The 12,368-nt window shown below is 65.3% G+C and carries 10 protein-coding genes; all 10 read right to left on the reverse strand.

Annotated elements, in window-relative coordinates:
* Positions 1–208: ATP synthase F1 subunit epsilon (gene atpC, locus ACE3S9_RS07035; protein ID WP_374545732.1), on the reverse strand; the 208-nt coding region annotated here is incomplete at its 3' end.
* Positions 209–312: 104 nt separating this feature from the next.
* On the reverse strand, positions 313–1,755 hold the full coding sequence (gene atpD / locus ACE3S9_RS07040) for a F0F1 ATP synthase subunit beta (protein WP_374545733.1): 1,443 nt from the start codon (positions 1,753–1,755) through the stop codon (positions 313–315).
* Between the two features lie 27 nt (positions 1,756–1,782).
* Positions 1,783–2,646, reverse strand: coding sequence for a F0F1 ATP synthase subunit gamma (locus ACE3S9_RS07045; RefSeq protein ID WP_374545734.1), 864 nt, complete (start codon positions 2,644–2,646; stop codon positions 1,783–1,785).
* 99 nt (positions 2,647–2,745) lie between these two features.
* On the reverse strand, positions 2,746–4,275 hold the full coding sequence (gene atpA, locus ACE3S9_RS07050; RefSeq protein ID WP_374545735.1) for a F0F1 ATP synthase subunit alpha: 1,530 nt from the start codon (positions 4,273–4,275) through the stop codon (positions 2,746–2,748).
* A complete protein-coding gene (locus ACE3S9_RS07055) occupies positions 4,275–4,880 on the reverse strand; it encodes a F0F1 ATP synthase subunit delta (protein ID WP_374545736.1) in 606 nt (201 codons plus the stop codon). The genes atpA and ACE3S9_RS07055 overlap by 1 nt, the downstream gene beginning before the upstream one ends.
* 194 nt (positions 4,881–5,074) lie before the next feature.
* Complete coding sequence (locus tag ACE3S9_RS07060) at positions 5,075–7,312, reverse strand: primosomal protein N' (protein ID WP_374545737.1); 2,238 nt, start codon at positions 7,310–7,312, stop codon at positions 5,075–5,077.
* 41 nt (positions 7,313–7,353) lie between these two features.
* Entirely contained in the window at positions 7,354–10,161 is a 2,808-nt protein-coding gene (secA, locus tag ACE3S9_RS07065) for a preprotein translocase subunit SecA (RefSeq protein ID WP_374545738.1), read from the reverse strand.
* Positions 10,162–10,424: 263 nt separating this feature from the next.
* Positions 10,425–10,829: a DUF2147 domain-containing protein gene (locus ACE3S9_RS07070; RefSeq protein ID WP_374545739.1), complete on the reverse strand. Its 405-nt coding sequence runs from the start codon at positions 10,827–10,829 to the stop codon at positions 10,425–10,427.
* Entirely contained in the window at positions 10,826–11,539 is a 714-nt protein-coding gene (locus ACE3S9_RS07075; protein ID WP_374545740.1) for a uroporphyrinogen-III synthase, read from the reverse strand. The genes ACE3S9_RS07070 and ACE3S9_RS07075 overlap by 4 nt, the downstream gene beginning before the upstream one ends.
* Positions 11,540–11,544: 5 nt before the next feature.
* A partial coding sequence (gene hemC / locus ACE3S9_RS07080; protein WP_374545741.1) for a hydroxymethylbilane synthase occupies positions 11,545–12,368 on the reverse strand: 824 nt, incomplete at its 5' end.

Genomic DNA, 12,368 nt, shown 5'->3' on the forward strand with positions numbered 1-12,368 from the left:
CGGCGAAACCGCCGCGCACGAACAGCTTGCTCTTCTTGCTCGCGGTCTCGTCGATCTCGATAATGCCGGCCTTGAGCACGGTCATGACCGGCGCGTGATCCTTCATGACCGTGAACTGGCCCTCGACTCCCGGCACGACAACGGCTTCGACTTCGCCCGAAAACAGCAGTTTTTCCGGCGAGACGAGCTCGAAGTGAAATGTCGCCATAAGACTCTCCAAAACCGGGCTTGCGCCCGTCCGGGCGTTTTGCATTCAATCGCCATCGGCGGGACAATCGCCGCGCCGATGGCCGATAGCCAATGGCCCGCGAATCAGGCCGCCTGGGCGGCGAGCTTCTGGGCCTTTTCGACGGCCTCGTCGATCGAGCCGACCATGTAGAAGGCGGCTTCCGGCAGATGGTCATACTGACCTTCGACCAGACCCTTGAAGCCCTTGATGGTGTCGGCGAGCGCCACCAGCTTGCCCGGCGAGCCGGTGAAGACTTCCGCGACATGGAACGGCTGCGACAGGAAGCGCTCGATCTTGCGGGCGCGGGCTACGACCAGCTTGTCCTCTTCGGACAATTCGTCCATGCCGAGAATGGCGATGATATCCTGCAGCGACTTGTAGCGCTGCAGCGTCGACTGCACCTTGCGGGCGATGTCGTAATGCTCTTCGCCGACGATGGCCGGCGACAGCATGCGCGAGGTCGAATCGAGCGGATCGACCGCCGGATAGATGCCCTTTTCCGCGATCGAGCGCGACAGAACGGTCGTGGCGTCCAGATGGGCGAAGGAGGTGGCCGGGGCCGGGTCGGTCAGATCGTCCGCCGGGACGTAAATGGCCTGCACCGAGGTGATCGAGCCCTTGGTGGTGGTGGTGATGCGTTCCTGCAGAGCGCCCATGTCGGTCGCGAGGGTCGGCTGATAGCCCACCGCCGAGGGAATGCGACCGAGCAGCGCCGACACTTCCGAACCCGCCTGGGTGAAGCGGAAGATGTTGTCGACGAAGAACAGCACGTCCTGGCCCTTGTCGCGGAAGTGCTCGGCCACGGTCAGGCCGGTCAGCGCGACGCGGGCGCGGGCGCCCGGAGGCTCGTTCATCTGGCCATAGACCAGAGCGCATTTCGAACCGACGGTCGAACCGGCGTTTTCCTTGGGATCCTTGTTGACGCCGCCCTCGATCATTTCGTGATAGAGGTCGTTGCCTTCACGGGTGCGCTCGCCGACGCCGGCGAACACCGAATAACCGCCGTGCGCCTTGGCGATATTGTTGATCAGCTCCATGATCAGCACGGTCTTGCCGACGCCCGCGCCGCCGAACAGGCCGATCTTGCCGCCCTTGGCGTAAGGCGCGAGCAGGTCGACGACCTTGATGCCGGTCTCGAGGATCTGGGCCTCGGTGGCCTGCTCCGCATAGGACGGAGCCGGCTGGTGGATGGCGCGCAGGCTTTCGAAGGAGACCGGGCCGGCCTCATCGACCGGCTCGCCGATGACATTGATGATGCGGCCGAGGGTGCCGTCGCCGACCGGAACCGAGATCGGGGCGCCGGTGTCGGTCACGGGCTGGCCGCGGACCAGGCCTTCGGACACGTCCATGGCGATGCAGCGCACGGAATTCTCGCCGAGATGCTGGGCGACTTCGAGAACGAGGCGCTGGCCGTTATTGGTGGTTTCCAGCGCGTTCAGGATTTCCGGCAGGTGGCCGTCGAACTTCACGTCAACGACGGCGCCGATGACCTGGGTGACGTGGCCTGGGGAGCGGGCTTCAGCCATTTTTCGTCCTCACAATCTGGATTTCGGTCAGAGCGCTTCGGCGCCCGAGATGATTTCAATCAGTTCCTTGGTGATCATCGCCTGACGCGTCCGGTTATAGATCGTCGTCTGCTTCTTGATCATGTCGCCCGCGTTGCGCGTAGCGTTATCCATGGCGCTCATGCGGGCGCCCTGTTCCGAAGCGGCGTTTTCCAGCAGGCCGCGGAAAATCTGCACGGAAATATTGCGCGGCAGCAGGGTCGCCAGAATCTCGTCCTGGCCGGGCTCATATTCATAAGCCGCCGTCGAGGCTTCGCCGCCGGCCGGAATTTCCGCCGGGATGAGCTGCTGAGCCGTCGGGATCTGCAGGATGACCGAACGGAACTTGGAATAGAACAACGTGGCGACATCGAACTCGCCCTGCTCGAACAGAGCGATCAGCTTCTTGCCGATCGGATCGGCGTTTTCGAAGCCGATCTGGCGCACCGAGCGCAGGTCGATCAGATCGATGATCTGCTTTTCGAACTGGCGGCGAAGCTGGTCATAGCCCTTCTTGCCGATGCAGAGGATCTTGACCGTCTTGCCCTCGGCCTGAAGCGACAGCGCCTTTTCGCGCGCCAGACGCACGATGGAGGTGTTGAAGCCGCCGCAAAGACCGCGCTCGGCGGTCGCGACCACCAGCAGATGGACGTCGCTCTTGCCGTTGCCGGTCAGCAATTCAGGGCCGCCGGCGACGCCCGAGGCGAGATTGGCCAGCACCGATTCCATGCGCTCGGCATAGGGCCGGGCGGCTTCGGCCGCGGTCTGGGCGCGACGCAGCTTGGCCGCCGCGACCATCTGCATGGCCTTGGTGATTTTCTGCGTCGCCTTCACGGAGGCGATGCGATTGCGAAGGTCCTTCAACGAGGCCATGGTTCATCCGCTCGACTGCCGCTCCGTCCGTCATGCCGACATCGGGAGCGTTCCAGGAAGCGAGCCCGCCGTCTCAGCGACAACGGGCCCGGTTGAATATCAGGCGAAGGATTTGGTGTAGCCTTCGACGACCGCCTTCAGCTTCGCCTCGGTATCGGCCGAGAGATCCTTGGAGGAGCGGATCGCTTCGAGAATGTCGGCGTGGCTGGTGCGCAGCAGCGCCAGCAGACCGTCCTCATACGCCTTGATGCGGTTGACGGGCAGCGCGTCGAGATAGCCGTTCACGCCGGCATAGATCACCGAAACCTGCTCTTCCATCTTCAGCGGCGAGAACTGGGCCTGCTTCAGCAGTTCGGTCAGGCGCGAGCCACGGTTCAGCAGGCGCTGGGTGGTGGCGTCGAGGTCGGAGCCGAACTGGGCGAAGGCCGCCATTTCCCGATATTGGGCGAGCTCGCCCTTGATCTTGCCCGCGACCTTCTTCATCGCCTTGGTCTGCGCCGAGGAGCCGACGCGCGACACCGACAGGCCGACGTTCACCGCCGGGCGGATGCCCTGATAGAACAGGTCGGTTTCCAAGAAGATCTGGCCGTCGGTGATCGAGATCACATTGGTCGGAATATAGGCCGACACGTCATTGGCCTGGGTTTCGATCACCGGCAGCGCGGTCATCGAGCCGGCGCCATTGGCGTCGTTGAGCTTGGCGGCGCGCTCGAGCAGGCGGGAGTGCAGATAGAACACGTCGCCCGGATAGGCTTCGCGGCCCGGCGGGCGGCGCAGCAGCAGCGACATCTGGCGATAGGCGACCGCCTGCTTGGTCAGATCGTCATAGACGATCAGGGCGTGCATGCCGTTGTCGCGGAAATATTCGCCCATGGCCGCGCCCGAGAAGGGGGCCAGGAACTGCATCGGCGCCGGGTCCGAAGCGGTGGCGGCGACGACGATCGAATATTCCAGCGCGCCCTGCTCTTCAAGCACCTTGACGAACTGCGCGACGGTGGAGCGCTTCTGGCCGACCGCAACATAGACGCAGTACAGCTTGGTGTGCTCGTCGGTCGACTGGTTCAGGCTCTTCTGGTTCAGGATGGCGTCGAGCGCCACGGCGGTCTTGCCGGTCTGGCGGTCGCCGATGATCAGCTCGCGCTGGCCGCGGCCGATCGGGATCAGGGCGTCGATGGCCTTGAGGCCGGTCGCCATCGGCTCATGGACCGATTTGCGCGGAATGATGCCGGGAGCCTTCACGTCGACGCGGGCGCGGCGGGTGGCGTTGATCGGGCCCTTGCCGTCGATCGGATTGCCGAGCGCGTCGACGACGCGGCCGAGCAGCTCCTTGCCGACGGGAACGTCGACGATCGAGCCGGTGCGCTTGACCGTCTGGCCTTCCTTGATGTCGCGGTCGGAGCCGAAGATGACGACGCCGACATTGTCGGCTTCGAGGTTCAGCGCCATGCCCTGAATGCCGTTTTCGAACGACACCAGTTCGCCCGCCTGGACATTGTCGAGGCCATAGACGCGGGCGATGCCGTCGCCGACGGACAAGACCTGGCCGACTTCGGTGATCTGGGCTTCATTACCGAAATTCGCGATTTCGTTTTTCAGAATCGCGGAAATTTCTGCGGCGCGGATATCCATCAGCCGACCTCTTTCATACGTGTGCGGAGCGAGTTGAGCTTGGTTTTCAGCGAGGCGTCGACCATGCGCGAGCCAAGCTTGACGACGATGCCGCCAATGATCGACGGATCGACATTGACGTTGACCTTGACGGTCTGGCCGCCCGAAACCTGACGCAGCGCGGCTTCAAGCGCGGCGGAATGATCGGACGAAAGCGGACCGGCGACAGTGACCTCGGCGCGGGCGATTCCCTTCGCCTTGTCGTTCAGGGCGATGAAGGCGCGGATCATGTCGGGGAGGACGAACAGGCGGCGCTTGGCGGCCACGAGCTTGATGAAATTGGCGGTAATGCCGCCATAGCCGAATTTGTCGAGCAGAGCCGTGATGGCCTTGAGCTGCTCTTCGGCCGAAAAGACCGGGCTGATGACGAGACGCTTGAGATCGGCGCTTTCGTTGATCAGGGTCCCGAAATTGCGCAGGGCGTCGGCGACCGGGTCGGCGACATTTTGTTCCTGGGCGAGGGAGAACAGGGCCTGTGCATAGCGTTCCGCAACGCCGGATGTCGGATTGTTGGAGTCGTCGACTTCAGCCACGCGGAAAAGCTCCCTTCGAGATCGGACGACCATCCGCCCTCGAACGGTCCGGCGATAAGCCGCATCATCTCCAAGGGCTGAACTGGCTGGAAACGGAGAGTGGCGAATGCCGGTCTCCCCGAAAGGCGCGGCTGACGTAACATAGGGCTAAAGCCGGCGCAACCCTGAGGGACACGGCGAAAGTAAGGCTTTGGGATAATTTACAATCCAAATCGCCCAGAAATGTCTTAGAGGAAATTTTGCGGATCAACGTCCACCGCCACGCGTAGGCCGCCTCTGGGCGCCGGCGCGGCGTTAAGCATGCGGCGCAAAAACCCCTGCAAATCCGCGCGGCGCGGAGCCTTGACCAGCAGCCGGAACCGGCTTTTTCCGCGCAGTACCGCCAGCGGCGCCTCGGCCGGACCGAGCACGACGATCTCGGCGTCCGGCGATCCCGTTTCGCCGCGTGCGGCGTGACCGGCGCGGGCCAATTCGCGCGCGTAAAGTTCGGCGGAAGCGCGGTCGGCGGCCGAGACGATGATCGCCGCGAGCCGGCCGAACGGCGGCAGGCCCGCCGCCCGCCGCGCTTCGGTCTCTTCGCGGTAGAAGCGCTCGAAATCGCCCGAGAGCAGGGCGCGCAGGACGGGATGATCCTTCTGCCAGCTCTGCAGGAAGGCGCGGCCCGGTTTTTCGCCGCGCCCGGCGCGGCCGGCCACCTGATTGAGCAATTGGAACGTGCGCTCGGCGGCGCGGGGATCGCCATTGGCGAGACCAATATCGGCATCGACCACGCCGACGAGCGTGAGATGGGGAAAATTATGCCCCTTGGCCACCAGTTGCGTGCCGATGACCAGATCGAAAGCCCGCTGCTCGACCGCCTGCAATTCTTCCCGCATGCGCGTCATGCCGCCGGGCATGTCCGACGAAAGAACGAGCCGCCGCGCCTCCGGAAAAAGGTCGGCGGCCTCTTCGGCGAGACGCTCCACGCCCGGCCCGCAGGCGGTGAGCGAATCGGCCGACTGGCATTGCGGGCACACGTCAGGCCGGCGCTCGACATGGCCGCAATGATGGCAGGCCAGCGCGCGGCGATGGCGGTGCTCGACCAGCCAGGCCGAACAATTCGGACATTGGAAGCGATGGCCGCAGGTCCGGCACAAAGTGAGCGGCGCATAGCCGCGCCGGTTCAGGAACAGCAGAACCTGCTCCTCACGCGCGAAACACTCGCGCATGGCCTCGGCGAGGCGCGGCGCGATCCATTTTCCGCGCGGCGGGGCCTCGCGGCGCAGGTCGATTGCCTCGATCGCCGGGAGGGTGCGCCCGGCGAAACGGCTTTCCAGCCGCAGCCAAGCATAGCGGCCCTGCCGGGCGTTTTCCCGCGTCTCGATCGAGGGCGTCGCCGAGGCCAGCACGATGGCGCAGGCCTCCTGCCGCGCCCGCACCACCGCCATGTCTCGGGCGTGATAGGCGACGCCGTCATCCTGCTTGTAGGCCGCCTCATGCTCCTCATCGACGACGATCAGGCGGAGATCGGAAAAGGGCAGGAACAAAGCCGAGCGGGCGCCCGCGACCACCCGGACCGCGCCTTGCGCCGCGCCGCGCCAGATCCGCGCCCGGCGGCGCGGCGAAACCGCCGAATGCCATTCCGCTGGGGCATGGCCGAATCTCCGGGCGAAACGCTCCAGGAATTGCGCGGTCAAAGCGATTTCGGGCATCAGGATCAGCGCCTGCCCGCCGCCGCGCAAAGCTTCGGCGACGGCTTCGAAATAGACTTCCGTCTTGCCGGAGCCGGTGACGCCTTCGAGCAGGATGGGCTTGAAGGCGCGGGCCACGACCGCCTCGCGCAAAGCCTGCGCGGCCTTGTCCTGAACCGGCGACAGATTCGGCGCGGCGAAAGCGGGATCGGGATCGCCGCCGGGGGTTTCGGGCGGCAGCGCGACCGGCTCCAGCGCGCCGTCGTCGACCAGAGCGTCGATCACGCTCTGGGACACCCCGGCGGTTCGGGCCAGTTCGGCTTTGGTCGCGCCGAGGCCGTCGATCAGCGCGGCGAGCGCGCGGGCCCGCGCCGGCGTCGGCCGTCTGGGCGGAACGCCGGTGGCGCGGATGCCGATTCGCGCCGGCTCGTCCTCGGCGTCTTCCGCCGCCCGGGTCGCCATGCGCAGGACCATGCCGCGCGGCGCCAGCGTCCAGGCTGCGACCCAATCGAGAAAGGCGCGCAATTTCGGCGCGAGCGGCGGAAGATCGAGACGGGCGAGAACCGGCTTGAGCTTGTCGCCCTCGCCTTGCCGCAGCGCCCAGACGACGCCGAAAGCCTCGCGCGCGCCCAGCGAAACTTTCACGAAATCGCCCTCAGCGAGGGCGAGCCCGTCGGGAATCCGGTAAGAATAGGGATGATCGACCGCGACGGGGACGAGCACATCGGCGACCGGCGCCTGAGAGCCAGGCGTTTGGGCGAAGAAATCGCGGTCGCTATCCCGGCGCTTTGTCATGGTCGCGATCCGCGCCGGGATGGGCTGGGCTCACCGAGCCGTCACGCCAGCACGCCGTGGCAATGTTTGAACTTCTTACCCGAGCCGCAGGGACAGGGCTCGTTGCGGCCGACGCGGCCCCAGCTTTGCGGATTGTCGGGATCGCGATCCGCCTCCGGGGCGACGGCGCCCAGAGCCTGCGGCGAAAAGTCGCCGGCCTCGATGCGGGCGTTGATCTGGGCGAGCGCCAGTTCGTTCTCGCCGGTCGCCGGATCGAGATGCATCGCCTGCATCTGCGGCAATTGCGGCTCCGGCGGACGCTCGCGCGCAACCTCGATGCGCATGAGCTGGGCGGTGACCATCTCGCGCAGCCGAGTGATAAGCGCATCGAACAGCTCGAACGCCTCGGATTTATATTCATTGAGCGGATCGCGCTGGGCGAGGCCGCGCCAACCGATGACCTGGCGCAGATGGTCGAGTACGACGAGATGCTCGCGCCACAGATGATCGAGCGTCTGCAGCAGGACCTGCTTTTCGATATAGCGGGTCAGCTCCGGCGAATTCATCTGCTCGCGCGCCGCATAGGCGGCGTCGGCGGCCTTTTCGAGCCGGTCGCGCAATTCCTCGTCGGCGATGCCCTCTTCCTTGGCCCAGTCGGCGAGCGGCGGCTCGATATTGAGGGCCGAGCGAACCTCCTCGGACAGCCCGGCGATGTCCCAGGCCTCGGGATAGGCGTCATGCGGCACGTGGCGGGAGACGAGATCCTCCACCACGCCGTGGCGCATTTCGGTGATGATGTCCTCGAGCGAATCCTGCGCCATCATTTCGCGGCGCTGCTCGAACACCACCTTGCGCTGGTCGTTCATGACATTGTCGAATTTCAACACGTTCTTGCGCATGTCGAAATTGCGGGCCTCGACCTTCTGCTGGGCCTTTTCCAACGCCTTGTTGATCCAGGGATGGATGATGGCTTCGCCGTCCTTCAGGCCGAGCTTGACCAGCATGGCGTCCATGCGGTCGGACCCGAAGATGCGCATCAGGTCGTCCTGCAGCGACAGGAAGAACTTGGACTTGCCGGGATCGCCCTGGCGGCCCGAGCGGCCGCGCAACTGGTTGTCGATGCGACGGCTCTCATGGCGTTCGGTGCCGATGATGTAGAGCCCGCCGGCGCCCAGCGCCTTCTGCTTGAATTCCGCGATTTCCGTGCGGATTTCCTGCTCGCGCGTCGTCCGGGCGTCGCCTTCCAGTTCGGCGCATTCCTGCTTCAGGCGCATGTCCAGATTGCCGCCGAGCTGAATGTCGGTGCCGCGGCCGGCCATATTGGTGGCGATGGTGATCGCGCCCGGCACGCCGGCCTCGGCCACGATATAGGCTTCCTGCTCGTGGAAGCGGGCGTTCAGCACCGCGAAATGTTTCGACGGCTTGCCGGAGCGGGCGGAGGCGTAGAGCTTGTCCAGCGCGCCGGGCGCGCCGAAGTCGATCATCTTGTAGCCCTTGCTCTTCAGGAATTCGGCAAGCTGTTCGGATTTTTCGATCGAGGTGGTGCCGACCAGCAGCGGCTGGCCCTTGGCGTTGGCGTCCTCGATCTCGGTCACGATCGCGGTCAGCTTCTCGCCATGAGTGCGATAGACCTCGTCGTCGGAATCGATACGCGCCACCGGCAGATTGGTCGGAATCTCGACCACATCGAGCTTGTAGATCTCGGCGAATTCCTCCGACTCGGTCGAGGCCGTGCCGGTCATGCCGGCGAGCTTCTTGTAGAGGCGGAAATAGTTCTGGAAGGTGATCGAGGCGAGCGTGACGTTTTCGGGCTGGACCGGAACGCCTTCCTTCGCCTCCAGCGCCTGATGCTGGCCCTCGGAATAGCGGCGGCCGGGCATCATGCGGCCGGTGAATTCGTCGATAATGACCACTTCGCCGTTGCGGACGATGTAATCCTTGTCGCGCTGGAACAATTTATGCGCGCGCAGGGCCTGATTCACATGGTGGACCAGGGTCACATTGGCGGATTCGTATAGCGAGCCTTCGGTCAGCAGGCCCGCCTCGCGCAAGAGCTGCTCGACCTTCTCATTGCCATCCTCGGTCAGGCTGGCGCTGCGCTGTTTCTCATCGACCTCGAAATCGCCCGCCTGCAGGCGCGGGAGCAGCTTGTCGATGGCGTTGTAGAGATCGGACTTGTCGTCGGAAGGGCCGGAAATGATGAGCGGCGTGCGGGCTTCGTCGATCAGGATCGAATCCACCTCGTCGACGATGGCGAAGGAATGACCGCGCTGAACCATCTGGTTCAGCTCATATTTCATATTGTCGCGGAGATAGTCGAAGCCGAATTCGTTGTTGGTGCCATAGGTGATGTCGGAGGCATAGGCCTGGGCGCGCTCGACATCGTCGAGGCCATGAACGATCACGCCGACGGTCAGGCCGAGGAAATTATAGATCCGGCCCATATTTTCCGAGTCGCGGCGGGCGAGATAATCGTTGACCGTCACGACATGGACGCCATTGCCGGCGAGCGCGTTGAGATAGCAGGCGAGCGTCGCGACCAACGTCTTGCCTTCGCCGGTCTTCATTTCGGCGATCGAGCCTTCATGGAGCACCATGCCGCCGACGAGCTGGACGTCGAAATGGCGCTGGCCGATGGCGCGTTTGGCGGCCTCGCGAACGGTCGCGAAAGCGGGAACGAGCAGATCGTCGAGCGTCTTGCCGGCGGCGAGCTGGGCGCGGAACTCGTCGGTGCGGGCGCGCAGGGCCTCGTCGGACAGAGCGGCGATTTCGGGCTCCAGCGCGTTGATCGCCGCGATCCGGGGCCGGTAGGTCTTCAACCTGCGATCATTGGCGCTGCCAAAAATCTTCTTCGCAAGGTTCCCCAACATCCAAAACGACCTTTCAGCGCGGCGCCCGCCGCGATCCGTTAGCCGCCGGCTCGGAAAAGGTCCCTGGCCGGCGAAACGCGCCGCCCCTATGTCGGAAGCCCCGGCGCAAGAAACAAGACGCCGCGCCTTGTTCCCGACCACCGCGACATAACTTTGACAAAAGCGGCGCGAAAGCGCGAAAGCGCCGGAAATCCGGCGCGGGAGAGATAGAAGCGCCGCCGCGCCTTGTCAACGCGAGCGGTTTTCGGGCGAGAAAGAGCGGCTCAGCGCGCCCGTTTCCAGGTTTCGCCGCCGCACAGGCCGCCGCCCGGCATGCAGCCGCGAACTTTCAGGTGGTCGAGATCGGGACCCGCCGACAGCTCGCCGTCATAGGTCTTGCCATTGTCGAGATTGAAGATCGGGCCCTTCCAGACATCGCCCTCGCGCCGGAGGTTGATCAGGATCTTCTGGCCGACGGCGGATTTCTCGCCGGGCCCGGGCGGCGGCGCGGCGGCGATGACGCCGCACACGGCCTTGCCGCAGGGTTTTATCCGCACGATGGCCGAGCCGTCCGCCACGCGCCACAGCCCGGTCGGAAACTCCGGCGCCGCGACGACCGGCGAAGCGGCCAGCCCGAACAGAGGCGCGGCGGACAGGAGCAAAGCGGAGAAAAGAACGGTTTTCTTCATGCGCGATCACTCCTTGCGAGGCGGCCCGAAGGCCCCAGCAGGTTTAGTAACGACTCTTCATCCGGTTGAAAAGCCGTGAAAATTTTTTCATCCGGCGCCCAGCGGCGGCAGATTTCGGCGATTTCCCCGGAAAGGCAGTAATGGCGCAGCCGCGCCGCCGAGACGCCGCCAGCGAGGCCGAGCGCGATGCCGGCGCTGCGCGGCGAATAATGCAATATGGCGTCGATTTCGCCTTTGTCGAGCGCCGTGCGGACCTCGGGCGGCAGCGCCGTCGCGGGCCGCGCCTCATAGGTCTCAACCAATGCGAGACGCCATCCTGCCTCGCGCAGGCGCTGCTCCAGCGCCGCCTTGCGTTCGCGCCCGGCCAGATAGAGCGCCGAACGCGGCGGCCGGCTGGCGATCAGCCGCTCGGCCAGCGATTCGGCGTCCGGCGCGACATGATCGATCGCAAAACCTGCCTCCCGGCCGGCCTCGGCGGTCTTCTCGCCGACGCAGACGAGCGGCGCCCCGCGCACGGCCGCCGGAAAAGGCCCGCCAGCAAAGGCCTGGGCGCTGGTGGCGAGAATCAGGTCGAAGGCCGCGTCCGGGAGTGTCGCGCCTGTGGCGACGATCTCTAGCGCGGGCGCGAGAATCGCCTGATGGCCCAGAGCCGCAAGGCGTTTCGCGGTGCGCGCCGCCTGATCCGACGGCCGGGTCACCAATACGCGCATCGCGGTCAGAACGTCAGCAGATCGGCGGGCGCGGCGGCGAGAATGGTTTTCGCCGCCGCCGCGCCGAGCGCTGCAGCGTGATCGACCGGCCCATTGGCGTGAGCGTCAAAAGCCTCGGAGCCATCCTTGCGCAGGACCAGGCCGTAAAAGCTCAGGCCGTTCTCGGCGACGACGGCGTGGCCGGCGATGGGCGTGCGGCAGGAGCCGTCGAGTTCGTGCAGGAAGGCCCGTTCGGCGGCCAGAGCGTGGCCGGTATCAGCGTCGCAGATCAAAGCGAGATCGGCGATGACGCGGGAATCCTCCGCCCGCGCGGTAATGGCGATGGCGCCCTGGCCGCAGGCTGGCGGGAACAGGTCCAAAGGCAGGATGGAGGTCGCCCGATCGGCGAGGCCAAGCCGCTTCAGGCCGGCCAGCGCCAGCAAGGTCGCGGCGAATTCGCCGCTTTCGACTTTCCGCAGCCTGGTCTGGACATTGCCGCGCAGCAATTCGACTTCGAGATCGGGCCGCAGCCGGCGAATCATCGCCTGCCGGCGCAGCGACGCCGAGCCGACGCGGGCGCCCGGCGGCAGTTCCTGCAATGTCTTGGCCGCGCGGCCGATGAAAGCGTCGCGCACGTCCTCGCGCGGCAGATAGCCGGCGACGACGAGCCCCTCGGGCAGCACGGTCGGCAGGTCCTTGGCCGAATGAACCGCAATGTCGATAGCGCCGTCGAGCTGGGCCTGATCCAGCTCTTTCGTGAACAGGCCCTTGCCCCCGACCTCGCTGAGCGGACGGTCCTGGATCAAATCGCCGCTGGTCTTGATGACGGTGATTTCGCAATGTTCTTCCG

Source organism: Rhodoblastus sp., assembly GCF_041915505.1.
GTDB lineage: Bacteria > Pseudomonadota > Alphaproteobacteria > Rhizobiales > Beijerinckiaceae > Rhodoblastus.

What these genes read in the sequence shown, in the direction of transcription:
- ACE3S9_RS07075 (WP_374545740.1), bottom strand. Translation starts at nt 11,539, where the DNA reads ATGCGCGTATTGGTGACCCGGCCGTCGGATCAGGCGGCGCGCACCGCG.
- atpA (WP_374545735.1), bottom strand. Translation starts at nt 4,275, where the DNA reads ATGGATATCCGCGCCGCAGAAATTTCCGCGATTCTGAAAAACGAAATC.
- ACE3S9_RS07045 (WP_374545734.1), bottom strand. Translation starts at nt 2,646, where the DNA reads ATGGCCTCGTTGAAGGACCTTCGCAATCGCATCGCCTCCGTGAAGGCG.
- secA (WP_374545738.1), bottom strand. Translation starts at nt 10,161, where the DNA reads ATGTTGGGGAACCTTGCGAAGAAGATTTTTGGCAGCGCCAATGATCGC.
- ACE3S9_RS07070 (WP_374545739.1), bottom strand. Translation starts at nt 10,829, where the DNA reads ATGAAGAAAACCGTTCTTTTCTCCGCTTTGCTCCTGTCCGCCGCGCCT.
- ACE3S9_RS07055 (WP_374545736.1), bottom strand. Translation starts at nt 4,880, where the DNA reads ATGGTCGTCCGATCTCGAAGGGAGCTTTTCCGCGTGGCTGAAGTCGAC.
- atpD (WP_374545733.1), bottom strand. Translation starts at nt 1,755, where the DNA reads ATGGCTGAAGCCCGCTCCCCAGGCCACGTCACCCAGGTCATCGGCGCC.
- ACE3S9_RS07060 (WP_374545737.1), bottom strand. Translation starts at nt 7,312, where the DNA reads ATGACAAAGCGCCGGGATAGCGACCGCGATTTCTTCGCCCAAACGCCT.